This is a genomic window from Streptomyces sp. BA2 (assembly GCF_009769735.1).
GTDB lineage: Bacteria > Actinomycetota > Actinomycetes > Streptomycetales > Streptomycetaceae > Streptomyces.
The window spans coordinates 3580594-3604419 of sequence record NZ_WSRO01000002.1; the positions used below are offsets into that span (position 1 = coordinate 3580594).

At 70.9% G+C, this 23826-nt stretch carries 17 protein-coding genes; 7 read left to right on the forward strand and 10 right to left on the reverse strand.

Annotated elements, in window-relative coordinates:
- The first annotated feature begins 82 nt into the window (after positions 1-82).
- The gene (locus E5671_RS18785) at positions 83-1813 is read left to right on the forward strand and encodes a hypothetical protein (protein ID WP_160505120.1); all 1731 of its coding nucleotides are present in this window, start codon (positions 83-85) and stop codon (positions 1811-1813) included.
- A gap of 32 nt (positions 1814-1845) precedes the next feature.
- On the opposite strand, the gene E5671_RS18790 is transcribed toward E5671_RS18785, so the two are convergent.
- The 8 genes from E5671_RS18790 to iolC form a co-directional block, all read right to left on the reverse strand.
- On the reverse strand, positions 1846-3567 hold the full coding sequence (locus E5671_RS18790) for a vWA domain-containing protein (RefSeq protein WP_160505121.1): 1722 nt from the start codon (positions 3565-3567) through the stop codon (positions 1846-1848).
- A gap of 144 nt (positions 3568-3711) precedes the next feature.
- Positions 3712-4605 (reverse strand): ABC transporter permease, encoded by an 894-nt coding sequence (locus E5671_RS18795; RefSeq protein WP_160505122.1) that lies wholly within the window; start codon positions 4603-4605, stop codon positions 3712-3714.
- Positions 4602-7247 carry an alpha/beta fold hydrolase gene (locus E5671_RS18800; protein ID WP_160505123.1) on the reverse strand — a complete coding sequence of 882 codons (2646 nt, stop codon included), beginning with the start codon at positions 7245-7247 and terminating at the stop codon, positions 4602-4604. The genes E5671_RS18795 and E5671_RS18800 overlap by 4 nt, the downstream gene beginning before the upstream one ends.
- A 127-nt stretch (positions 7248-7374) precedes the next feature.
- The gene (gene mmsA, locus E5671_RS18805; protein ID WP_160505124.1) at positions 7375-8877 is read right to left on the reverse strand and encodes a CoA-acylating methylmalonate-semialdehyde dehydrogenase; all 1503 of its coding nucleotides are present in this window, start codon (positions 8875-8877) and stop codon (positions 7375-7377) included.
- Positions 8878-8901: 24 nt separating this feature from the next.
- Entirely contained in the window at positions 8902-10776 is a 1875-nt protein-coding gene (gene iolD / locus E5671_RS18810; protein ID WP_160505125.1) for a 3D-(3,5/4)-trihydroxycyclohexane-1,2-dione acylhydrolase (decyclizing), read from the reverse strand.
- Entirely contained in the window at positions 10773-11588 is an 816-nt protein-coding gene (iolB, locus tag E5671_RS18815; RefSeq protein ID WP_160505126.1) for a 5-deoxy-glucuronate isomerase, read from the reverse strand. The genes iolD and iolB overlap by 4 nt, the downstream gene beginning before the upstream one ends.
- A gap of 9 nt (positions 11589-11597) precedes the next feature.
- Complete coding sequence (locus E5671_RS18820; RefSeq protein ID WP_160505127.1) at positions 11598-12479, reverse strand: Cgl0159 family (beta/alpha)8-fold protein; 882 nt, start codon at positions 12477-12479, stop codon at positions 11598-11600.
- Complete coding sequence (gene iolC, locus E5671_RS18825) at positions 12472-13407, reverse strand: 5-dehydro-2-deoxygluconokinase (RefSeq protein ID WP_160510278.1); 936 nt, start codon at positions 13405-13407, stop codon at positions 12472-12474. Before iolC ends, E5671_RS18820 begins: the two co-directional genes overlap by 8 nt.
- 195 nt (positions 13408-13602) lie before the next feature.
- Between iolC and E5671_RS18830 the strand changes: the two genes are divergently transcribed.
- The 5 genes from E5671_RS18830 (at position 13603) to E5671_RS18850 (ending at position 18815) form a co-directional block, all read left to right on the forward strand.
- Entirely contained in the window at positions 13603-14502 is a 900-nt protein-coding gene (locus E5671_RS18830; protein WP_160505128.1) for a sugar phosphate isomerase/epimerase family protein, read from the forward strand.
- Between the two features lie 4 nt (positions 14503-14506).
- Complete coding sequence (locus tag E5671_RS18835) at positions 14507-15403, forward strand: helix-turn-helix domain-containing protein (RefSeq protein WP_160505129.1); 897 nt, start codon at positions 14507-14509, stop codon at positions 15401-15403.
- A gap of 425 nt (positions 15404-15828) precedes the next feature.
- Positions 15829-16026: a helix-turn-helix transcriptional regulator gene (locus E5671_RS18840; RefSeq protein WP_160505130.1), complete on the forward strand. Its 198-nt coding sequence runs from the start codon at positions 15829-15831 to the stop codon at positions 16024-16026.
- A 148-nt stretch (positions 16027-16174) separates the two neighbouring features.
- Positions 16175-16495, forward strand: coding sequence for a heavy-metal-associated domain-containing protein (locus E5671_RS18845; protein WP_160505131.1), 321 nt, complete (start codon positions 16175-16177; stop codon positions 16493-16495).
- A gap of 82 nt (positions 16496-16577) precedes the next feature.
- Complete coding sequence (locus tag E5671_RS18850; protein WP_160505132.1) at positions 16578-18815, forward strand: heavy metal translocating P-type ATPase; 2238 nt, start codon at positions 16578-16580, stop codon at positions 18813-18815.
- Positions 18816-19275: 460 nt separating this feature from the next.
- Here E5671_RS18850 and E5671_RS18855 read toward each other — a convergent pair whose 3' ends face one another.
- Both E5671_RS18855 and recD2 read right to left on the reverse strand, forming a co-directional pair.
- The gene (locus tag E5671_RS18855) at positions 19276-20565 is read right to left on the reverse strand and encodes a citrate synthase (RefSeq protein ID WP_160505133.1); all 1290 of its coding nucleotides are present in this window, start codon (positions 20563-20565) and stop codon (positions 19276-19278) included.
- A gap of 197 nt (positions 20566-20762) precedes the next feature.
- On the reverse strand, positions 20763-22997 hold the full coding sequence (recD2, locus tag E5671_RS18860; RefSeq protein ID WP_160505134.1) for an SF1B family DNA helicase RecD2: 2235 nt from the start codon (positions 22995-22997) through the stop codon (positions 20763-20765).
- Positions 22998-23266: 269 nt separating this feature from the next.
- On the opposite strand from recD2, the gene E5671_RS18865 reads away from it, so the two are divergent.
- The gene (locus E5671_RS18865) at positions 23267-23794 is read left to right on the forward strand and encodes a DUF937 domain-containing protein (RefSeq protein WP_160505135.1); all 528 of its coding nucleotides are present in this window, start codon (positions 23267-23269) and stop codon (positions 23792-23794) included.
- The last annotated feature ends 32 nt before the right edge of the window (positions 23795-23826 follow it).

Genomic DNA, 23826 nt, shown 5'->3' on the forward strand with positions numbered 1-23826 from the left:
GGCTTCGCCGAGTTCGTCCTCGGACGCCGGACGGCCTAACGCTCTCCTCAAGCCCCCATTTACCTGCGCCGATGAAGAGATCATGACGTCGACGCACCCTCCCCTCCGCGAATCCGACGCCGTCCTCGGGCTGATCAACAGCCGAAGCGACACCGGGCGCAGGCTCCGGCTCGGTGTCCTCTGTCTGCTGCCGGCCTGCGTCGTCGCGTTCGCCGGGTTCCAGCGGCGCTGGATGTCCGACGACGGCCACATCTACGTCCGTACGGTGCGGCAGATCCTGGCCGGCAACGGCCCCGTCTTCAACGCGGGCGAACGCGCCGAGTCCTCCACCGGCACCCTCTGGCAGTGGCTGCTCGTGCTCGCGGGGCTGCCGGGCCTCGACATCGCGAGGGCCGCGATGTACGGCGGGCTGCTGCTGACCGCGGCCGGGTTCGCGTTCGCCTCGCTCGGTGCGGTGCGGCTGTACGCGGACAACGCCGCCAACGCAAGCAACGCAAGCAACGCCGCCAAGGCGGTCCTCCCCCTCGGCTGCCTCGTCCTGCTCGCTCTGCCGCCCGTCTGGGACTTCGCGACCTCCGGCCTGGAGACCGGACTCGCCACCTGCTGGATCGCGGGCGCCTGGCTGCTGCTCGTCACGCGGGCGTCCTCGCTCTCCACGTGTGTCGTCATCGGCCTCGGCCCACTGGTCCGGCCCGACCTCGCGCTCGTGTCCGCCGTCTTCCTCGTCGCGCAGTGGCTGATGGCGCAGCCATCGCGGCGGGCCACGTTCGGCGGGCTCGGAGCCGCCCTCGCGCTGCCGGTCGCGTACGAGATCTTCCGGGTCGGGTACTACGGGCAGCTGATGCCGCTGCCCGGCGTGACCAAGGAGGCCTCGCAGAGCCTGTGGGGCCGCGGGTTCGGCTATCTCGCGGACTTCGCGGAGCCCTATCTGCTCTGGGTGCCGGCGCTGTTCCTGCTCGCGGCCCTGCTGCCGCCGGCGCCTGCGCGGCGGGACGCCGCTTTCCTGGTCCCCGCGCTCGCGCCCGTCGTCGCGGGGCTCCTCTGCTGGGCCTACGTCATCAAGGTGGGCGGCGACTTCATGCACGGCCGGATGTTCCTGCCGGGCCTGCTGCTCATGCTCCTGCCGGTCTTCCTGGTGCCCGTCACGCGCGCGTGGGCCATCGCGGCCGTCGGCGTCGGAATCTGGGCCGTGGCCTGCGCGAGCCTGCTGCGGATTCCGTACGAGGGCCGGATCGGGCCCGGCGGCGTCGCGGACGAGCGCGGTGTGTACGTCCAGCAGAACGCGGCGCCCCACCCCCTCCACCACTCCTTCGCGGGCTACCCGAGCAACGTCGCGTACGCACGTCTCGTACGCGAGGCCGATCGTGCGGGCACGCCCAGTCTGTTCCTCGCGAGGACGCCCGCCACCGCCAACTCCCCCACCGTCACCGGCGTCTACAGCACGCTCGGCTTCAGCGGCACCGTGGTGCCCCTGGACGGCGCGGCCCTCGACCCGATCGGGCTCGCCTACCCGCTGGCCGCGCACTCCGAGCGCATCAACGGCCGTGTGGGCCACGACAAGCGGCTCCCGGACACGTGGATCTTCGCCGACCGCGGCCGCGGCCCCCTCCCCGAGGGCCTCGACCCGGCGGGGGTCGCCGCCGCCCGGCGGGCGCTCGACTGCGGTGCGCTGGCCGAGCTGCGGGCGGCGACGCGGGATCCGATGACGCCGCGGCGCTTCCTGCGCAATGTCACCGGGGTGTGGGAGCGGACGTCGTTCCGCTTCCCGAACGATCCGGTGCGGGCCGAGCGGCAGCTCTGCGGCGGGCGCTAGGGCCTGTCCGATGGGCCCTAGGCCGACAGGGCCTAGCGGCTGCCGGTGATCTCGCCCTCGTCCTCCGCCCCGCCTCCGCCGTACCCGGAACCGCCGGTGAGGCGGTCCGCCTGCCGGACGGCGGTCGCGAGGTCGCGCAGGGACTTGTCGCCGTCCCCGTCCCCGTCCCCGTCCGAGGCCAACTCCTCCGCGCTCCTGGCCAGTTCCGCGAGCGTGGGCGCGCCGGGCAGCGGCCGCCAGGGGGTGGATCCGGTGGAGGTGGACATCGGCTCGGGGGCGTCGGCCGTCGTTCCGGTGTCGGGCCGCACGGCCGGGTCGCCGGGCTCGGTCCGCGCGGAGGTCCCGTGCCGCAGCGCGTCGGCGAAGTACGCGGCGACCGCCGTCGTGCGCAGCCCGCGGTCGGCGTTCTGGAGCCCGCCCTCCATGTCCGCCGTCTCGATCTCGTTCGACTCCTCGTGCGGGACACGGTTGTCTGGGTCGAGCCAGCGGACGCTCGCCGTCGCCACGTGCCCGCTCGCGCCGGGCCTCGTCCGTACGGCGTACAGCGCGGTCACGGTGTGTCCGGGACCGACCTCGCCGCCGTCCACGCTGTCGTCGCGGAAGTCTTCGTCGGCGACCGCGCGGTTCTCGTAGCCGATGAGCCGGAACTGCTTGACGGTCTGCGGGTCGAAGGCGACCTGTGCCTTCGCGTCGCGGGCGCGCAGCTCGATGTTGGCCGGGAGCTGCTCGCAGAAGACCTTGCGGGCCTCCTCGCTGTCCGACACGTAGGTGGTGTGGCCGTCGCCCTTGTCGGCGAGGCGTTCCATCAGGGCGTCGCCGTAGTCGCTGCCGACTCCGACCCCGAAGAGGGTGATGCCGTGTTCGCGGCGGGCGTCGGAGATGCGCTCCAGGATGCCGTCGGCGCTGGTCTCACCGGTGTTGGCGAGGGCGTCGGAGAGGAGCACGACGCGGTTGGTGGCGCCGTCGCGCCTGCCGCCCACCGCGGTGTCGTAGCCCGTGCGGATGCCCGCCTCCAGGTTGGTGGACTGGGTCGGCTCCATGGCTTCGATGGCCGAGTGCACCTTGCCGCGGTGGTCGCCGAGGCGGGTCATGGGAAGGACCGTCTCGGCGCTGTCGCTGAAGGTGACGAACGCGACGGAGTCGTCGTCGCGCAGCTTGTCGGTCATGATGCCGAGCGACTCCTTGACCAGGTCGAGGCGGCCGGGCTCCGCCATCGAACCGGAGACGTCGATCACGAAGGTGAGGGCGGCCGGCGGGCGTTCGCCGTCCGAGCCGTCCCCGCGGGTCGCGAGCCCCACCCGCATCAGGGACCAGTCGTCCTCGTCGGTGCGGGCGCCGTCGACGTTCACGGAGAAGCCGTCGCCCTCGGGGCGCGGGTAGTCCTGGCGGAAGCTGTTGACGAACTCTTCGGGGCGTACGGTCGCCGGGTCCGGGAGGCGGCCCTCGGCGAGAGTGCGGCGGGCGAAGCCGTAGGAGGCGGTGTCCACGTCCAAGGCGAACGTGGAGAGGTAGTCCGGTGGCGGGGCGAAGTCGCGGTCCTTGCCGTCCTGTTGCTCACCGGGGGTGGCCGCGTCGCCGCCCTCGGGCGATGCTGGGCCCGGCGCGGGCAGCGGCGCGGTGCCGCCTCGTTCCTTGCCGCTGCTGTCGGTGGCGCGGTCCATGTTGTCGCTGCCGCCACCACTGCATCCGGTGAGCAGCATCCCGCCCGCCATGACCACGGCCAGCAGCCCCTGCCGTATCTTCCGGGTCCCCATCTTTGTCCCCCTCGGGTCGTCCGCCTTCATGACTGTGACGCGCGGGGTGCCTCGGACGATCGCTCGGGGACGTTGCGGAAGAGTCTCGATGCGGGAACAGCGGGGGTTACGAAGGGGTCCCTACGACACGGCTACGACGCGGCCCTACGACACCACGTCCTTCCGCGCGAACCCCCGGAACGCCAGCGCGAAAAGCACCAGTGCGTACGTCACCGAGACCGCCGAGCCCTGGATCATTCCGCCCCACTCCATCCTCGGCTGGATCGCGTCCGCCCACGCGAACTGCCAGTGCGCCGGCAGGAAGTCGCGCCAGCTGCCCAGTGCCGTCACCGCGTCGAGGACGTTGCCGACGATGGTCAGGCCGACCGCGCCGCCCACCGCTCCCAGCGGCGCGTCGGTCTTGGTCGAGAGCCAGAACGCGAGGGCGGCCGTGACCAGTTGGGAGACGAAGATGTACGCCACGACGATCACCAGGCGCTGCGCTGCCGTCCCCGCGGGCAGTGCTCCGCCGGTCGGGATCTGCAGCGGGCCCCAGCCGTAGGCCACTGTCCCGACCGCGAGGGCGATCAGCGGGAGCAGGATCATCGCCGCGGCGCTGAGGCCGAGCGCGACCGCCAGCTTCGAGAACAGGAGGCGGGCCCGCGGCACCGGCGCCGCGAGCAGATAGCGGAGGGACGACCAGCTCGCCTCCGAGGCGACCGTGTCCCCGCAGAACAGCGCGACCGGGATGACCAGCAAGAAGCCCGCCGACACGAACAGACACGTCGCGGCGAAGTTCGCGCCCGACGCCGTGGCCGTGTCCATCAGCGTCACCCGGCCGCTTCGGGACTCCGGCGACCCGGCGACGGTGAACGCGATGAGCAGCACGAAGGGCAGCAGGCCCATCACGCCGCCCATGACCAGCGTCCTGCGCCGCTTCAGCTGGCGGACCGCCTCGACCCGCAGCGGCAGCGTGCGGCCGGGGCGGTATCCGGGGGCCGTGGCGCGTTCCGTGCCCGGCTCCGTGGATGCGGCTGGGGCTGGGGCTGGGGCGCTCATGCGGTGCCTCCGTCGATCAGGGTCAGGAACGCGTCTTCGAGGCGGCGGTGCGGCCCCATGGACTCCACCGGCAGCTCCAGGCGCACCAGTTCGGGCAGCAGCCGTGCCGCGCTCGCGCCGTCCGTGCCGTCGAGGCGTACCAGGAGGCCGCCGTCCGCGCGGGCCGCCGATGCCACGCCGGGCAGGGCGGCGACCTTGTCGACCATGGGGTCGGAGACGTCGTCCGCGAGCCCCACCAGGAGCGTGTCGCCGGAGCCGACGATCTCGGAGACCGGGCCCGCCTGGACAAGGCGGCCGCGGTCCATGACCACCAGGTGGGTGCAGGACTGCTCGACCTCGGCGAGGAGGTGGCTGGAGACGATGACCGTGCGGCCGCCCGACGCGTACCGGATCATCACCTCGCGCATCTCGCGGATCTGTGGCGGGTCGAGGCCGTTCGTCGGTTCGTCGAGGATCAGCAGGTCCGGCATGCCGAGCATCGCCTGGGCGATCGCGAGCCGCTGCCGCATGCCCTGCGAGTACGTCCGCACCGCGCGGGCCAGCGCGTCGCCGAGCCCGGCGATCTCCAACGCCTCGTCCATGCGGGCGTCTTCGGCGGGGCGCCCGGTGGCCTTCCAGTACAGCTCCAGATTCTCGCGGCCGGAGAGGTGCGGCAGGAAGCCCGCGCCCTCGACGAACGCGCCGACCCTGGAGAGGACCGGAGCGCCCGGCCGGATCGCCTGCCCGAAGACGCGGATCTCGCCCGCGTCGGGCCGGATCAGGCCCATGAGCATGCGCAGGGTCGTCGTCTTGCCCGCGCCGTTCGGACCCAGGAGGCCGAGCACCTGCCCCTTCTCGACGCTGAAGGAGACGTCACGGACCGCGTAACGGTCCGCCGACTTCGCGTACCGCTTGCTCAAGTCCGTGATCCGAAGGGGCACTTCGGCCAGCTCCGGGTCCGGCGCGGGCGCCGATGTCCGCCGCCGGGCGGTGATCAGGAGCAGCACCGCGATGGCCGCTCCGGACGCCGGGAGCCACCACACCCAGGCGGGCAGCGGAGCCGCCGCCGTCTTCACGCCGGGCGCCGTGGGGACCTTCAGGTCGCCCTTGACGGACACGGTGTACGTGGCGGGCTGCGCCGGAGAGGCGTAACCGAGGTCCGTCGAGGCGAGGACGAGGCGGAGGCGGTGGCCCTTCTGGAGGTCGTGGTCGACGGCCGGCAGGGTGAGGGTGACGTCCTTGCCCGCCTTCGCGCCCTCCACGCGGATCGGCGAGACCAGCTGCGAGGGCAGCACCTTCTGCCCGCCGCCGGGCCCCACGTCGTACACCTTTCCGAAGAGCACGGCGTCCTCGCTGTCGGACTTGACGTGCACCCGCACCTTCGGTGACCCGGTGACCCGCAGGTCGTCCTTGAGCGGCGCCGACTGGAACGCGGCGTGCTGGCCGGGGAAGTCGAGGGAGACTCCGACGCCGAGCGAGGAGAGCTGGCCAAGACCGCCGCCGCCCGCGCCGGGGAGCGCGGAGATGGCGGGCGGTGCGGCCCCCGCGGGGTTCTCGACGCGCTGCGGCTCGCGTCCGCTGAGCGCGATGTCCCGCTGCCCGTTCTCCAGACCGGGGTACGTGTCGCCGCTCGCGCCCCGCAGCTGTGCCGCGCCGTCGGTGGAGTCGACGCCTCCGGTGCGGGTGACCCGGAAGGCGGGGCCGGTGTCCGCGCTCTTGTCGTCCTTCAGATAGCGGTCGAACCACGATCCGATGCGTGCGTTCACGCGCCCGATCTCGCGGTCGCCGCCGTCATGGCCGCCCGAGATCCAGTCGACGGACACGGGAGCGTGGTTGCCGCGGATCGCCTTGGCCGTGGCGTCGGCCTGGCCGAGCGGGAAGAGGGAGTCGGTCTGGCCCTGGAAGAGCAGGGCGGGCACCTTGATGCGGTCGCCGACGGCGGCGGGGCTTCGCTCGGCGAGGAGCTTGCTCGCCTCGGCGTCCGGCTTCCCGGCCACGGCGACGCGGTTGTACATCTCACAGAGCCGCTTCTCGAACCGCTCGCAGCCGCCGCCGGTGTTGATGAAGAGGCCGGCCCAGAGCTTCTTGAACACGCCGTTCGGGAAGAGGGCGTCGCTGAGGTTCCAGTACGTGATCTGGGGGGCGATGGCGTCCACCCGGTCGTCGTACCCGGCGGCGAGGAGGGAGACCGCGCCTCCGTACGAGGCACCGGTCATGCCCACGCGGGGGTCGCCCTTCTTGTCCAGCTGCACCTCGGGCCGCTCGGCCAGCCAGTCGATGAGCCCACGGGCGTCGGCGACCTCGCCCTTCGGGTCGTTGAGGCCGATCTTGCCGGTGGACTTTCCGAAGCTGCGGGCGGACCAGGTCAGGACCGCGTACCCCTTGGCCGCCAGGTCCTCCGCCTGGGCGCGCAGGTCGTCCTTGCTGCCGCCGAAGCCGTGGCCGATGAGGACCGCGGGGCGCTTCGTGCCGGGGTCCCCCGCCGTGAAGTACGAGGTGTCGATCTTCGCGCCGCCCGCGCCGGGCATCCGCATCATGCGGTCCTCGCGGTGCACGGCGGGCCCGTCGTCCGATGCCGCCGCCGTCCACGTGCCCGCCCCCACCAGGACGGCGAGGGCGGCCGCGGCGGCGAGCAGTCTGCGCCTGGGCAGTCGTAGATCCATGCGTCAACCGTACGGGCGAGGGCTGACAACCGAGGCAGCCGGTGGGTTGAACCGGCTTACCTCCCTGGGGAGTAGGCATAGGGGCCCGCGTACCACCACCGTGGTACGCGGGCCCCCCTGACCACGCTCAGTGATTGCGCGGGAAGCCCAGGTCGACGCCCGCCGGTGCGTCCGACGGGTCGGGCCAGCGGGTGGTGACCACCTTGCCCCGGGTGTAGAAGTGCGTCCCGTCATTTCCGTAGATGTGGTGATCTCCGAAGAGGGAGTCCTTCCAGCCACCGAAGGAGTGGTAGCCGACCGGCACCGGGATCGGGACGTTCACGCCCACCATTCCCGCCTCGATCTCCAGCTGGAAGCGGCGCGCGGCGCCGCCGTCACGCGTGAAGATCGCCGTGCCGTTGCCGAAGGGCGACGCGTTCATCAGCGCCACGCCCTCCTCGTAGGTGTCGACCCGCAGCACGCACAGGACGGGACCGAAGATCTCGTCCTTGTACGCGTTGGCCGTCACCGGCACGCGGTCCAGGAGCGAGAGGCCGATCCAGTGGCCGTCCTCGAAGCCGTCGACCGTGTGGCCCGTGCCGTCGAGGACGACCTCGCAGCCCTCCGCCGCCGCACCCGTGACGTACGAGGCGACCTTGTCGCGGTGGGCCGCGGTGATCAGCGGGCCCATCTCGGAGGTCGGGTCGTTGCCGGGGCCGATCTTGATCTTCTCGGCCCGCTCCTTGATCTTCGCGACGAGCTCGTCGCCGACCGCCCCGACCGCGACCACGGCCGAGATGGCCATGCAGCGCTCGCCAGCCGAGCCGTACGCCGCCGAGACGGCCGCGTCGGCCGCCGCGTCGAGGTCGGCGTCCGGCAGGACGAGCATGTGGTTCTTGGCGCCGCCGAGCGCCTGGACGCGCTTGCCGTTGGCGGTCGCGGTGGTGTGGATGTAGCGGGCGATCGGCGTGGAGCCCACGAAGGAGACGGCCGCCACGTCCGGGTGCTCCAGGAGGCGGTCGACGGCCACCTTGTCACCGTGTACGACGTTGAAGACGCCGTCCGGGAGTCCTGCCTCGGAGAGCAGCTCGGCGATCTTCATCGAGGCCGAGGGGTCCTTCTCCGACGGCTTCAGGACGAAGGTGTTGCCGCACGCGATGGCCAGCGGGAACATCCACATCGGCACCATGGCCGGGAAGTTGAACGGCGTGATGCCCGCGACGACGCCCAGCGGCTGGCGGATGGACGACACGTCCACGCGCGAGGCGACCTCCGTCGACAGCTCGCCCTTCAGCTGGACCGTGATCCCGCACGCGAGGTCCACGATCTCCAGGCCGCGGGCGACCTCGCCGAGCGCGTCCGAGTGCACCTTGCCGTGCTCGGCGGTGATCAGCTCGGCGATCGCGTCACGGTTGGCGTCGAGGAGCGCGCGGAAGGCGAAGAGGACCGAGGTGCGCTTGGCGAGCGAGGACTTGCCCCACGTGGCGTACGCCTCGCGCGCGGCGGCGACGGCGGCGTCCACCTCGTCGACGTTCGCGAAAGCGACCTGCGTGGTGACGGCGCCGGTCGCGGGGTCGGTCACCGGGCCGTACGTACCCGACGCGCCCTCGACAGTCTTGCCACCGATCCAGTGGTTGACGGTCTTCGTCATGACAAGCATCCCTACTCTCACATCTCACAGGTGGCGGCGTCGGGCTGAGACGTGCCGGTCGTACTCTTTCCTGGCCTTGATCGCGGACGGCCGGTCCGCGGTCTCGGCCACGGGCACATCCCACCACGCCTGCGCCGGGGGCGGGGGCGACACTGTGTCTGCCGTTTCCGTCTCCACGTAGACACATGTGGGGCGGTCGGCCGTCCGCGCTTCGGCGAGGGCATCGCGCAGGTCAGCCACTGTTTTGGCGCGGATCACGTGCATCCCGAGCGAGGCCGCGTTGGCCGCGAGATCGACGGGCAGCGGGGCACCCGTGTACGTGCCGTCCTGCGCCCGGAAGCGGTAGGCCGTACCGAACCGCTCGCCGCCCACGGACTCGGAGAGCCCGCCGATGGACGCGTACCCGTGGTTCTGCAGGATCACGACCTTGACCGGGATGTTCTCCTGGACGGCCGTGACGATCTCGGTGGGCATCATCAGATACGTCCCGTCGCCCACCAGCGCCCAGACCGGGCGGTCCGGCGCCGCCATCGCGACGCCGATCGAGGCGGGGATCTCGTATCCCATGCAGGAGTAGCCGTACTCGACGTGGTACTGCCGGGGCGAGCGTGCCCTCCACAGCTTGTGGAGATCGCCGGGGAGGGATCCGGCCGCATTGATGATCACGTCCTCGTCCGTGACCAACTCGTCAAGGAGGCCGAGGACTTGGAGCTGCGTGGGCCGTACGTCGGGTTCGTCGGCCGCGTACGCCGCGTCGACCCGCTGTTCCCACCGCACCTTGTCCTCGGTGTACTCGGCGACGTACGCGGGCGGCACACGCCATCCTTCCAGGGCTCCGGTCAGGGCCTCCAGGCCCGCGCGGGCATCCGCGATCAGAGGGGTGCCCGCCATCTTGTGGCCGTCGAACGCGGCGACGTTGAGGTTCACGAAGCGGACGTCCGGCGTCTCGAAGAGCGTGCCGGAGGCGGTGGTGAAGTCGCTGTAGCGGGTGCCGACGCCGATCACCAGGTCGGCGGTGCGGGCGAGTTCGTCGGCCGTGGCCGTGCCCGTGTGCCCGATGCCGCCCACGTCCGCCGGGTGGTCGAACCGCAGGGACCCCTTGCCCGCCTGGGTGGAGGCGACAGGGATGCCGGTCACGTCCGCGAGCTTCCGCAACGCCTCCTCGGCCGCGCTGTGGTGGACGCCGCCGCCCGCGACGATCAGCGGCCGCCGCGCGTCGCGCACGGCCCGTGCCGCGGAGGCGAGTTCGCGCGGATCGGGAGCTTGACGGCGTACGCCCCACACCCTCTCCGCGAAGAACTCCTCCGGCCAGTCGTACGCCTCCGCCTGCACGTCCTGCGGAAGCGCGAGAGTCACGGCGCCGGTCTCCGCCGGGTCGGTGAGCACGCGCATCGCGGCGAGCGCGGCCGGGATCAGGGCCTCGGGGCGGGTGACGCGGTCGAAGTACTTCGACACCGGGCGCAGACAGTCGTTCACCGACACGTCGCCCGCGTACGGGACTTCGAGCTGCTGGAGGACCGGGTCGGCGGGGCGGGCCGCGAAGATGTCGCCGGGCAGGAGCAGGACGGGGAGGTGGTTGACGGTCGCGAGCGCGGCGCCGGTGACGAGGTTGGTCGCGCCGGGACCGATGGAGGTGGTGACGGCGTGCGTGGACAGGCGGCCCGACTGGCGGGCGTACCCGACGGCGGCGTGCACCATGGCCTGTTCGTTGCGGCCCTGGAGGTAGGGCATCTCGTCGCCGTACTCGACGAGCGCCTGGCCGATGCCCGCTACGTTGCCGTGCCCGAAGATGCCCCAGGTGGCGCCGATGAGCCGCTGCCGCTCGCCGTCGCGCTCGGTGAACTGCCGGGACAGGAAGCGGACGAGGGCCTGCGCGGTGGTGAGCCTCGTCGTGGTCATCGGTATCCCTCCGTGTGGTCGGGGTGGAAACAGATCCGCCACTCCCGTTCATCCCCAGGACCGGCCATCACGTTCAGGTAGTACATGCTGTGCCCCGGCTGGGCGATCGACGGGCCGTGCCAGCCGTCGGGGACGAGCACGGCGTCGCCCGTGCGGACCTCGGCGAGGACGTCGGTCCCGCCGGGACGCGAGGGGAAGACCCGCTGGTAGCCGAAGCCTTCTTTCCCTCCCTCGTCGGCCTCGATCTCGAAGTAGTAGATCTCTTCGAGCTCGGCCTCGACGCCGGGACGGTGCTCGTCGTGCTTGTGCGGCGGGTACGAGGACCAGTTGCCGCCGGGTGTGATCACCTCGACGGCGATGAGGCGGTCGCAGTCGAAGGCGTCGGCGGACGCGAAGTTGCGGACCTCGCGGGCGCAGGTGCCGCTGCCGCGGTGCTCGACGGAAACCTCCGGCGCGGAGCCGTAGCGGGCGGGGAGTCGACGCTCGCACTTCGCTCCTGCCAGGGCGAAGCGGCCTCCCGCGCCGGAGGCGATCTGGATCTGGGCGTCACGAGGCACGTAGGCGAAGTCACTCACTCCGCTGAACACGCTTCGACGGCCAAGCAGTTCAATGATCTCGCCTTCCGCATGCACCGTACAGCCGCCGGCCAGCGGGAGCACGATCCATTCACTCTCCCCGGTGGCGAAGGAGTGTGTGGCGCCGGGTTCGATGTCGACCACGCGCAGCGCGGAAAAGACCAGACCGGACCGCTTGGGGTCGAGTTCCAGGGCATAGGGGCCTTCGGCCGCGCTGCCCTTCGGTACGTACGTCATGTGGCCCTCCTACAGCAGTCCGACGGCGGTGTCGACGGCGCCCGCCACGTCGCCGTCGGCCGGGTACAGCAGCGTGCGCCCGGCGACGAGGCCGTGCACGGTGGGCAGTTGCAGCGCCCCGCGCCACTTCTCGTACGCGGCGTCGCTGTCGTCACCGATGTCACCTCCGAGGAGGACCGCGGGCAGGGTCGAGGCCTCCATGACGCGCGCCATGTCGTCCGGATTCTCGGTCACGGGGACCTTCAGCCAGGTGTACGCCGATGTCCCGGCGAGCCCCGAGGCGATGGCGATGGACGTGGTGACGGCCTCGGCGCTCAGGTCGTTGCGCGGCGGCCCGCCGTCGGGGGCGCGGCGGCAGAGGAAAGGCTCGACGAAGACGGGCAGTTTCCGGGCGGCCATGGCGTCGATGGCGCGGGCGCTGGAGTGCAGCGTTTCGAGGGAGCCGGCATCGTCGTGGTCGACCCGCAGCAGGAGCTTCCCGGCGTCGAACCCGAGCCTGTCGATGTCCTCGGCCCGATACCCCGTGAACCGGTCGTCCAGCTCGAACGAGGCCCCCGCGAGCCCGCCCCGGTTCATCGACCCCATGACGACCTTGCCGTCGAGGGCGCCGAGCAGCAGGAGGTCTTCGAGGATGTCCGCGGTGGCGAGCACGCCGTCCACGCGGGGGCGCGAGAGCGCGAGGCAGAGCCGTTCGAGGAGGTCCCCGCGGTTGGCCATGGCGAGCCTGTCCCCGCCGACGGAGAGGGCGCCACGGGCGGGATGGTCGGCAGCGATGATCATCAGCCGCCCGCTGCCGCCGAGGAGCGTACGCCGGGAGCGCCGGGCGGCCGCTTCGGCGATGGCCTCGGGGTGGTGTGCCCGGACCCGGACGAGCTCGGCGAGGTCAATCATGTGTCACGGCTCCCGCAGCCAGCGCCGCCTCGACCTCGTCCGGGAACGGCATCGCGGACGAGCACTCCAGGCGGGATGCGACGATCGCCCCCGCCGCGTTGGCGTACCGCATGATCCGCTCCAACTCCCAGCCCGCGAGCAGCCCGTGGCACAGCGCCCCGCCGAAGGCGTCCCCGGCCCCGAGGCCGTTGAGGACCGTCACGGGCAGCGGTGGCAGCTCGGCGGCCTCGCCCTCGCGGTTCATGGCCAGCACTCCCTTGGGTCCCTGCTTGACCACGGCGAGTTCGACTCCGGTCTCCAGCAACGCACAGGCGGCGGCGAGAGGTTCACGCTCGCCGGTGGCGATCTCGACCTCGTCGACGTTGCCGACCGCGACGGTGGCCTGCGCGAGGGCCTCCGCATAGAAGCCCCGCGCCTCCTCGGCCCGCTCCCAGAACATCGGCCGCCAGTCGAGGTCGAAGACCGTGAGCCCCGACTTCGCCCGCCGCCGCAGCGCGGCCAGCGTCGCCGATCTGCTGGGCTCCGCGCAGAGCCCCGTACCCGTCATCCAGAACACCCGCGCGGCGGCGATCGCGTCGAGGTCGAGTTCCTTCTCGTACATCTCGAGGTCGGGCGCCTTCGGCTGCCGGTAGAAGTAGAGCGGGAAGTCGTCCGGCGGGAAGACCTCGCAGAAGGTCACCGGGGTCGGCAGGCCCGCGACCCCGCTCACCCACCGGTCGTCGACCCCGAACTCCCGCAGCTCGCGGTGCAGATAGTCGCCGAAGGGGTCATCGCCGGTGCGCGTGACGACCGCCACCCGGCGGCCGAGCCGGGACGCGGCGACGGCGACGTTCGACGCCGAGCCGCCCAGGAACTTGCCGAAGGTGCTGACGTCGGCGAGAGCCACCCCCGCCTGCAGGGGATACAGATCCACCCCGATCCGGCCCATCGTGATCACGTCGTACGGATCGCTGACGTCGTACGGATCGGTCACCCTGCACTCCTCCTCGCATCGCCCCCTTGGGCCCTTGCCCCTTGAGCCCTCCCCTAGGTCTATTCCGCCCCACGGACCCTGTCAACACATTGTCCTTACATTCGGACTACTGCTTGACACCGTTCCGCGGCGCCCTGAAAGCTGGCGGACATGACGACGCTGTCACGCATCCGGATCGGCTCGGCACCCGACTCGTGGGGTGTGTGGTTCCCCGAGGATCCGGGCCAGGTCCCCTGGAGCCGCTTCCTCGACGAGGTGGCGGACTCCGGATACGAGTGGATCGAGCTCGGTCCGTACGGCTATCTCCCCAGCGATCCGGCCGTGCTGACCGCCGAGACCCAGAAGCGCGGCCTGAAGGTGTCGGCCGGAACGGTCTTCACGGGCCTGCATCACGGACCCTCCGTATGGGACAAGACGTGGGCCCATGTGGCCGACAACGCCGCTCTCGCCCAGGCGATGGGCGCCGAGCACCTCGTCGTCATCCCCTCCTTCTGGCGGGACGACAAGACCGGCGAGGTCCTGGAGGACCGCACGCTCACCCCGGAGCAGTGGCGTCAGCTCACGCTCCAGACCGAGCGGTTGGCGTACGAGGTGCGCGAGCGCTACGGCCTGCGTGTGGTCGTCCATCCCCATGCCGACACGCACATCGACGACGAGGAGAACGTCACCCGCTTCCTCGACGCGACCGACGCCGACCTCGTCTCGCTCTGCCTGGACACGGGCCATTACGCCTACTGCGGCGGCGACAGCGTCAAGCTGATCGAGACGTACGGCGAGCGGATCGGCTATCTGCACCTCAAACAGGTCGACCCTGCCGTCCTGGCCGAAGTGCGCGCGCAGGAGCTGCCGTTCGGGCCCGCCGTGGCCCGGGGCGTGATGTGCGAGCCGCCGACCGGGGTGCCCGCCATCGAACCGGTCCTCGCGGCGGCCCAGAAGCTGGGCGTCGGCCTGTTCGCCATCGTCGAGCAGGACATGTACCCGTGCCCGCCGGACAAGCCGCTGCCCATCGCCCGCCGCACCCGCTCGTATCTGCGCTCCTGCGGGGCCTAGTCCGGTGGGCGGCTGGGAGGTCGCGCTCGCTGCCCCGCACCCCCGGCTGCGGCCCGGGGTCATCAGCTACCGCGGGTTCCGGCTCGCGCTCGGCCGGCCGCGGCGCAGGCTGGAGGTGCCGATCGGTGCGGTGACGCTGATGTTCGGCTTCGAGCAGCCGGTGCGGATATCGGGGCTCGCGGGGTCGGGCCGTTCGCGGCAGGAGCCGGTGACGCTGGTCTCGGTGCTCTCGGGGCTCGACACGACGCCGGTGCTCGGCGAGCACGACGGCCACCTCGCGGGCATCGAGGTACTGCTCGCCCCCTGGGCCGCGTTCACCCTCTTCGGCACCGCCCTGCACGAAGTGGCCGACCGGAGCCTCGACCCGGACGCGCTCGGGGTCCGGCCGGGCCCCGGCCGCTGGGGCAGCATCGCCGAACTCTCGGCGGCGCTCGGCGCGCTGCCCTCGTGGTCAGCCCGTTTCGCCCTCCTGGACGACGTCTTCGCCCGCTGGTCCGTGGCCGGGCCGCCGTCCTGCGGCCGGACGGTGCGGGCGTGGGCCGAGCTGGTGCGCACCCGGGGCGCCGCCCCCGTAGGGCACATCGCCGATGAGGTGGGCTGGAGCGTACGGCAGCTGGAGAACCGCTTCCGGGAGCAGATCGGCATCGGGCCCAAGGCCGCGGGCCGGGTCCTGCGGCTCCAGCGGGCGCGGCGGATGCTGGTGGCGGGGCGCACGCAGGCGGAGACCGCCGCGGCCTGCGGTTTCTACGACCAGGCGCATCTGAGCGGCGAGTTCAGGGCCATGACGGGCTGCACGCCCCGCCAGTTCGCGGCGGTCCGGCGCACCCTCCTGGCCCCGAGCGGCGGGCCACCGTCGGCCGACCGGCTCGCGGATGAGCCGACGAGCCTGGTCCTCGCCTGAGGACCCCCGACGTCCGCGCGCTGCGGTTTTTTCCAATACCGGAGCACCCCACCGACGGCACGCTGTTGCCTTCGAGCCATCTGGCGCGGGGGAACCCTTCGATGCCCGCGGGCGCGGAGGGGAGCCGATGGACCGGACCTGGCGCAGCAGGCCCGGTCCATCTCGCGCGCTTCGTCTCCGTGCGCCCATGGCGCGCCGCTCCTACGCGCCCCCCGCATGCATCACAACCGTCACAAACAACCTCCTCCTGTCACACATGTCCCGTATACGCGGGTCTTGCGTCACAGGCGGTCGACAGGCGCCCCCCTGCGCTCTCTCCGCGTCGTTCACCGGGCACAGGCTGAGTGATCGCCAGCGTCGCGCCGCAGCTCCCCCGACGGCTCCCCCTGAGCCGCCCCTGCGGCGCCCGCAGGGAGGTGCCACTGATGACGGACCGAAGGCTCTGGTCGTACAAGGACATCGCCGCACACATCCGGGTGCAGCCCGACACCGTGCGCTCCTACCGCAAGCACGGCTTGCTGCCCGCGCCCGACCACGTGGAGTCCGGCAAGCCCTACTGGTACGCGGACACCATCCGCGCCTGGGTCGCCGCGAGGCCGCGCAACCGCGGGCGCAGAGACTGACCGCGTCGACCCCCTCATTGAGGTGTACCCCCTAGGGGTATACAGTGGTGAGTGTCAGGGGGTCTCCGGGAACACCGGGACCACTCCTGCACATTACGACGCACAAGTAGGCACGCACACACGCCGCACCCTCACCGAGGAGAACGACATGAGCGCCCAGACCGAGCTCCCGCAGGCCGAGACCACCGGCTCCTGCTGCTCCCCCAGCGGTTCCTGCCACTCCGACGGCGCCGCAGGGACGCCGCAGGGCGCCGTGACGACCGTGTACGAGGTGACCGGCATGACCTGTGGTCACTGCGAGGGTGCCGTCAGCAGTGAGATCTCGGAGCTCGCCGGCGTCAGCTCCGTCAAGGCGGTGGCCTCCACGGGCCTGGTGACCGTGGTCTCCGAGGCCCCGCTCGACGAGGCCGCGGTCCGCGCCGCGGTCGACGAGGCGGGTTACGAACTCGCCGGTGTCAGCAAGGCCTGACGCGCCCCCTGCCGGGTACCCCGGGCCCTGTGACACCGTCACAGGGCCCGCAGCCGCTTCACCCCAGACGTACGAGAGAGCCATGAACGAAGTCGAACTCGCCGTCGGCGGAATGACCTGCGCCTCCTGCTCCGCCCGCATCGAGAAGAAGCTGAACCGCGTGGAGGGCGTGACCGCGTCGGTCAATCTCGCCACGGAGAAGGCGAAGGTCTCGTACGCGGAAGGGGTCGAGGTCGCGCAGCTGATCGCGACGGTCGAGAAGCTGGGCTACAGCGCGCGGGAGATCGTGCCGCCTCCGCCCGAGCCGGAGGCGCCGGCCACCACCGCCGACATCACCGAGCCGGACACCCTGCGCCAGCGCCTCATCGGCTCGGCGCTCCTTTCGCTGCCCGTCGTCCTGCTCGCGATGATCCCCGCGCTCCAGTTCGACAACTGGCAGTGGCTCTCGCTGACCCTGGCGGCGCCCGTCGTGGTCTGGGGCGGGTTCCCCTTCCACAAGGCGGCGTTCACGAACCTGCGGCACGGCGCGGCGACCATGGACACCCTGGTGTCGGTGGGCACGCTCGCCGCGTTCGGCTGGTCGCTGTGGGCGCTCTTCATCGGGGACGCGGGGATGCCGGGGATGCGGCACGGCTTCGAGTTCACGGTGTCGCGTGCCGACGCCGCCTCGACGCTCTACCTCGAAGTGGCCGCGGGCGTCATCACGTTCATCCTGCTCGGCCGCTGGCTGGAGGCCCGCGCCAAGCGGAAGGCGGGCTCGGCCCTGCACGCCCTGCTCGAACTGGGCGCCAAGGAAGCGGCCGTGCTGCGGAACGGCGCGGAGGTCCGCGTGCCGGTCGCGCGTCTCGTGGTCGGCGACCGTTTCGTCGTACGCCCCGGGGAGACCGTCGCGACCGACGGCACCGTCGTCGACGGCGCCTCCGCGGTCGACGTCTCGATGCTGACCGGAGAGTCCGTTCCGGTGGACGTGACCGCGGGCGACGCGGTGACCGGGGCGACCACGAACGTCTCGGGGCGGCTCGTCGTCGAGGCCACGCGCGTCGGCTCCGACACCCAACTGGCCAGGATGGCGAAGCTCGTCGAGGACGCGCAGACCGGCAAGGCCCGGGTGCAGCGCCTGGCCGACCGGATCGCCGGGATCTTCGTGCCGGTGGTCCTGATGATCGCCACCGCCACGCTCGGCGGCTGGCTCGGCGCCACCGGCGACGTGACCGCGGCCTTCACCGCGGCCGTCGCCGTCCTGATCATCGCCTGCCCGTGTGCCCTCGGCCTCGCGACCCCGACCGCCCTGATGGTCGGCACCGGGCGCGGCGCGCAGCTCGGCATCCTCATCAAGGGCCCCGAAGTCCTCGAATCCACGCGCCGCGTTGACACCGTCGTCCTGGACAAGACCGGGACGGTGACGACGGGGCGCATGACGCTTCGGGACGTGTACGCCGCCGGGGAGACCGAGGAGAAGGAGTTGCTGCGGCTCGCGGGCGCCCTGGAGCACGGCTCCGAGCATCCCGTCGCGCGGGCCGTCGCGGCGGGCGCCGCCGCGGAGTTGGGGATCGAGGTGGGCGCGCTGCCCGCCGTGGAGGGGTTCGAGAACGTCGCGGGGTCGGGCGTGCGCGGCACGGTGGAAGGGCACGTGGTGCTCGTGGGCCGTGAGCGGCTGCTCGCGGACGCGGGGGTCGAGGGGCTCACTTCGGTGGCCGCGCTGAAGGCGGAGGCCGAGGCGGCGGGACGTACGGCCGTGCTGGTCGCCTGGGACGGCGTGGCGCGCGGGGTCCTCACCGTCGCCGACGCCGTCAAGGACACCAGCGCCGACGCGGTGCGCGAGCTGCGTGCCCTGGGGCTGACGCCCGTGCTGCTCACCGGGGACAACGAGGCCGTCGCCCAGGCGGTGGCGAAGGCCGTCGGCATCGGGGCGGACGCCGTGTACGCCGAGGTCCTGCCCGAGGACAAGGTCGATGTCGTACGGCGGCTGCGGGACGAGGGCAAGGTCGTCGCGATGGTCGGGGACGGGGTCAACGACGCGGCCGCGCTCGCCACCGCCGATCTGGGCCTCGCGATGGGCACGGGCACGGACGCGGCCATCGAGGCGAGCGATCTGACGCTGGTGCGCGGGGACTTGCGCGGGGCGGCCGACGCGATCAGGCTCTCCCGTAAGACCCTCGCCACGATCAAGGGCAATCTCTTCTGGGCCTTCGGTTACAACGTCGCCGCGCTGCCGCTCGCCGCGGCCGGGCTCCTGAACCCGATGATCGCGGGCGCCGCGATGGCGTTCTCCTCGGTCTTCGTCGTGACCAACAGCCTTCGCCTCAGGACTTTTACATAGTCCCTTCACATACCGGTCGCAGCATCCTCACGCCTGAGTCCGGATCGGCATATCGGTGCCCTTGCGCATGTACAGGACATATGATGGAGACGCAGATCACAGCGACCCCAACGTAACCATTCGAGGGGTTCGCGAGTCTAAGAGGGCGATGCCAGGGACGTCTTGGGGGACGTCTCTAGACATCGGGGACATCTTGGGGGATGTTCCTAGGAATGCGTTGGCCGGGACACGTGCACCGGGGAGCTTGAGCGGCCCTCCTGTACGTACGGGTCCCGGCAGATCGCAGTACGAGCGGTACGAGCAGTACAACTGGCGCGCTGCCACCACAGACGCCCGGCCGGATCCCGTGGGGGGAATCCGCACCGGGAAACAGGAAAGCGCCCCGACCGTCGACCCGTGGGGGGATCGGCGGCGGGGCGCTTTTCGCTTGGCGCCCTCTGCGGCGCCTACGGCGTGCGGGTCAGCGACCCTCGACCGGGACGAAGTCCCGCAGGACCTCACCGGTGTAGATCTGGCGCGGGCGCCCGATGCGGGATCCCGGCTCCTTGATCATCTCGTGCCACTGCGCGATCCAGCCGGGAAGGCGGCCGAGCGCGAACAGCACGGTGAACATCTCGGTGGGGAAGCCCATCGCGCGGTAGATGAGACCCGTGTAGAAGTCCACGTTCGGGTACAGCTTGCGCTCGACGAAGTAGTCGTCGGCCAGCGCGTGCTCTTCGAGCTTGAGCGCGATGTCGAGCAGCTCGTCGTCCTTGCCGAGAGCCGAGAGGACGTCGTGCGCCGCAGCCTTGATGATCTTCGCCCGGGGGTCGAAGTTCTTGTAGACGCGGTGCCCGAAGCCCATGAGCTTCACGCCGTCTTCCTTGTTCTTCACCTTGCGGATGAAGGTGTCGACGTCGCCGCCGTCCTGCTTGATGCCCTCGAGCATCTCCAGGACGGACTGGTTGGCGCCACCGTGCAGCGGGCCCCAGAGGGCCGAGATGCCGGCGGAGATCGAGGCGAACATGTTCGCCTGCGAGGAGCCCACCAGACGCACGGTGGAGGTCGAACAGTTCTGCTCGTGGTCCGCGTGCAGGATCAGGAGCTTGTCGAGCGCGGAGACGACGACCGGGTCGAGTTCATAGTCCGCGGCCGGCACGGAGAACGTCATGCGCAGGAAGTTCTCGACGTAACCGAGGTCGTTGCTCGGGTAGACGACCGGGTGGCCCACGGACTTCTTGTAGGCGTACGCCGCGATCGTCGGAAGCTTGGCGAGAAGGCGGATCGTCGAAAGGTGACGCTGCTTCTCGTCGAACGGGTTGTGGCTGTCCTGGTAGAACGTCGACAGCGCGCTGACCACGGACGACAGCATCGCCATCGGGTGGGCGTCACGCGGGAAGCCGTCGTAGAACCGCTTGACGTCCTCGTGCAGCAGGGTGTGCTGCGTGATCTCGTTCTTGAAGCTGGCGAGCTCGTCGACCTTCGGCAGTTCGCCGTTGATCAGAAGGTACGCCACCTCGGTGAAGGTGGAGCGCTCGGCCAGCTGCTCGATCGGGTAGCCGCGGTACCGGAGGATGCCCTGCTCGCCGTCGAGATAGGTGATGGCGGATTTATAGGCGGCGGTGTTGCCATAGCCGCTGTCCAGGGTCACCAGACCGGTCTGGGCGCGGAGCTTCCCGATGTCGAAGCCCTTGTCGCCGACAGTCGAATCGATCACCGGGTAGGTGTACTCGCCATCGCCGTACCGCAGTACTACAGAGTTGTCGCTCACGTCATCCCTCACCGACGTTGTGCCTCTTCTTCGAGGTGCCCTGACTGTCTCTACCATCCCCCATTTGGCCCTGGAGAGTGCACTCGGGGTCGACCATTGGGCCTATTGGCGGCACTCAGTGCCGCCAACCTACTCATCCTGCCCCTCGTCGCCCCGGTTGCGGAAGGCTCTGTGACCTTTCCTACTCGTTTGATCGATCAAAATTTCCCACGGCCTCCGCCGAGCCGGAAATCCAGGGCCGTACAGCGTCTGCCCGCGGAGACCGTGCGCACCGCTTGTCCCAGAGCCTTGCGCGAACCGACCAGGACGACCAGCTTCTTGGCGCGCGTGACCGCCGTGTAGAGCAGGTTCCGCTGGAGCATCATCCACGCGCCCGTGGTCACGGGGATCACCACCGCCGGATACTCACTGCCCTGGGAGCGGTGGATGGTGACCGCGTACGCGTGCGTCAGTTCGTCCAGTTCATCGAAGTCGTACGGAATCTCCTCGTCCTCGTCCGTCAGGACCGTGAGCCGCTGCTCGTCGGAGTCGAGCGAGGTGACTACTCCGACGGTGCCATTGAAGACGCCGTTCTGCCCCTTCTCGTAGTTGTTGCGGATCTGGGTGACCTTGTCGCCGACGCGGAACACCCGGCCGCCGAAGCGCTTCTCCGGTACGTCGGGTCTGCTCGGGGTGATGGCCTGCTGGAGCAGGCCGTTCAGGTTCCCCGCGCCCGCGGGGCCGCGGTGCATGGGCGCGAGCACCTGGACGTCACGGCGCGGGTCGAGGCCGAACTTGGCCGGAATGCGGCGCGCCGCCACGTCGACGGTGACCCGTCCCGCGTCCTCGGTCTCGTCTTCCACGAAGAGGAAGAAGTCCGAGAGCCCCTGGGTGATGGGCGGTACCCCGGAGTTGATGCGGTGGGCGTTCGTGACGACGCCGGACTGCTTGGCCTGGCGGAAGATGTGGGTGAGCCGGACCGCGGGGAGAGGGCTCTGCTCGCTGAGCATGTCCCGCAGGACCTCGCCGGCGCCGACGCTCGGCAGCTGGTCCACGTCTCCGACGAACAGGAGGTGGGCGCCGGGGGCGACGGCCTTCACCAGCTTGTTGGCCAGGAGCAGGTCCAGCATGGACGCCTCGTCGACCACGACGAGGTCGGCGTCGAGCGGCCGGTCCTTGTCGTAGGCGGCGTCGCCTCCTGGCTTCAGCTCCAGGAGGCGGTGGACGGTGGAGGCCTCGGCCCCGGTGAGCTCGGCGAGGCGTTTGGCGGCACGGCCCGTGGGGGCGGCGAGGACGACCTTGGCCTTCTTCGCGCGGGCCAGCTCCACGATGGACCGGACCGTGAAGGACTTGCCGCAGCCGGGGCCTCCGGTGAGGACGGCTGCCTTCTGCGTCAGCGCGAGCCTGACGGCCGCTTCCTGCTCGGGGGCGAGGTCGGCGCCCGTACGGGTGGCGAGCCAGGCGAGTGCCTTGCCCCAGTCGACGTCCTGGAAGGCGGACAGGCGGTCGTCCGAAGCCCTCAGGAGGCGCAGGAGCTGGGCGGAGAGGGAGAGTTCCGCGCGGTGGAAGGGGACGAGATAGACGGCGGTGACGTCCTCTTCCCCGTCGGGGCCGGGGACGCTCTCGCGTACGACGCCTTCGTCCTCCGTGGCCAGTTGCGCCAGGCAGTCGATGACCAGGCCCGTGTCCACCTGGAGCAGCTTCACCGCGTCCGCGATGAGGCGCTCCTCCGGGAGATAGCAGTTGCCCTGGTCGGTGGACTGGGAGAGTGCGTACTGCAGGCCGGCCTTGACCCGTTCCGGGCTGTCGTGCGGGATGCCGACGGACTGGGCGATGCGGTCCGCGGTGAGGAAGCCGATGCCCCAGACGTCCGCGGCGAGGCGATAGGGCTCGTTCTTCACTATGGAGATGGAGGCGTCCGCGTACTTCTTGTAGATGCGGACGGCGATGGAGGTGGAGACGCCCACGCCTTGCAGGAAGACCATCACCTCCTTGATGGCCTTCTGTTCCTCCCAGGCCGCGGCGATCATCTTGGTGCGTTTGGGGCCGAGGCCGGGGACTTCGACGAGGCGCTTGGGTTCCTTCTCGATGATGTCGAGGGTGTCCACGCCGAAGTGGGTGGTGATGCGGTCGGCCATGACGGGGCCGATGCCCTTGATGAGGCCTGAGCCGAGATAGCGGCGGATGCCTTGGATGGTGGCGGGGAGGATGGTGGTGTAGTTCTCCACTGTGAACTGCTTGCCGTACTGGGCGTGGGAGCCCCAGCGGCCCTCCATGCGGAGGGATTCGCCTGCCTGCGCGCCCAGCAGTGCGCCTACGACGGTGAGGAGATCGCCGCTGCCGCGGCCCGTGTCCACGCGGGCGACCGTGTACCCGTTCTCCTCGTTGGCGTAGGTGATCCGCTCCAGGACTCCCTCGACCACTGCGGCTTTCGCCGCTGCTGCACTCGACATGAGCCGACGCTATCGCTCGGCGCTGACAGCGTGGGAAGCCTGTGGACAACCGCATGTTCGGGGGGCGGGAAAAGCTTCGAGGGGGCCCGGTCTTTCGACCGGGCCCCCTCGGGTCTCCCCTCCCCTGTCAGTACTCCGCGATCCCCCCGGATCCCCCCCGCGGAAGTCCCGACGCAAAGTACGACCCGCGTCGGGCGGGAAGGGTTGCACGGGCAAGGCCACGAGTTTTCGGGGTGCCGAGGAAGTGGGGCGGAAGTAGCTTTTACCCCATGAACGAAGAATCACCCGAAACTACGCCCGAAGCCTCGCTGAAGAAGGACGTCCTCGACGAACTCGGTGACGACAAGCTTCAGGAGATCGCGGGGCTTCTCGGTACGGACGCGGCGGGGGCGCAGGACGTGGTGGCGACCACGGTGACCGCGCTTTCGGGGAACCTCCAGGAGAAGGCGGAGGATCCCGCGGAGGCGGCGGAGGTCCAACAGGCGTTCGCCGAGGCGTCGCCTCCACAGGGGATCGCCGGGTTCGGGGGGTTCGGAGGGCTGGCGGCGGGCGGGATGCTTTCCGGGGTGCTGACGAAGATGAGCAGGCCGGTGGCGAATGCGGTGGCGAAGAAGACGGGGCTGCCGGCGGCTTCGGTGACGCGGGTGATCGAGCTGCTGATTCCGGTGCTGCTGACGGTGCTGACGAAGCGGGCGCGGAAGTCGGGTACGGGGACGGGTACAGGTACGGGCACGGGATCCGCCGGGGGCGGAATCGGCGACCTCCTGAGCCAAATCCTGGGCGGCAGGAAGAGGTAGCCCTGCTGGGGGGGAGGAGGCCCCCCTCCCCC

Bases quoted from the DNA above. Each gene is read 5' to 3' on its own strand.
- recD2 (WP_160505134.1), bottom strand. From the start codon at position 22,997: ATGTCGAGTGCAGCAGCGGCGAAAGCCGCAGTGGTCGAGGGAGTCCTG.
- E5671_RS18830 (WP_160505128.1), top strand. From the start codon at position 13,603: ATGACGACGCTGTCACGCATCCGGATCGGCTCGGCACCCGACTCGTGG.
- E5671_RS18845 (WP_160505131.1), top strand. From the start codon at position 16,175: ATGAGCGCCCAGACCGAGCTCCCGCAGGCCGAGACCACCGGCTCCTGC.
- iolD (WP_160505125.1), bottom strand. From the start codon at position 10,776: ATGACCACGACGAGGCTCACCACCGCGCAGGCCCTCGTCCGCTTCCTG.
- iolB (WP_160505126.1), bottom strand. From the start codon at position 11,588: ATGACGTACGTACCGAAGGGCAGCGCGGCCGAAGGCCCCTATGCCCTG.
- E5671_RS18865 (WP_160505135.1), top strand. From the start codon at position 23,267: ATGAACGAAGAATCACCCGAAACTACGCCCGAAGCCTCGCTGAAGAAG.
- E5671_RS18790 (WP_160505121.1), bottom strand. From the start codon at position 3,567: ATGGGGACCCGGAAGATACGGCAGGGGCTGCTGGCCGTGGTCATGGCG.
- E5671_RS18800 (WP_160505123.1), bottom strand. From the start codon at position 7,247: ATGGATCTACGACTGCCCAGGCGCAGACTGCTCGCCGCCGCGGCCGCC.
- mmsA (WP_160505124.1), bottom strand. From the start codon at position 8,877: ATGACGAAGACCGTCAACCACTGGATCGGTGGCAAGACTGTCGAGGGC.
- E5671_RS18840 (WP_160505130.1), top strand. From the start codon at position 15,829: ATGACGGACCGAAGGCTCTGGTCGTACAAGGACATCGCCGCACACATC.
- iolC (WP_160510278.1), bottom strand. From the start codon at position 13,407: ATGGGCCGGATCGGGGTGGATCTGTATCCCCTGCAGGCGGGGGTGGCT.
- E5671_RS18820 (WP_160505127.1), bottom strand. From the start codon at position 12,479: ATGATTGACCTCGCCGAGCTCGTCCGGGTCCGGGCACACCACCCCGAG.
- E5671_RS18795 (WP_160505122.1), bottom strand. From the start codon at position 4,605: ATGAGCGCCCCAGCCCCAGCCCCAGCCGCATCCACGGAGCCGGGCACG.
- E5671_RS18850 (WP_160505132.1), top strand. From the start codon at position 16,578: ATGAACGAAGTCGAACTCGCCGTCGGCGGAATGACCTGCGCCTCCTGC.
- E5671_RS18785 (WP_160505120.1), top strand. From the start codon at position 83: ATGACGTCGACGCACCCTCCCCTCCGCGAATCCGACGCCGTCCTCGGG.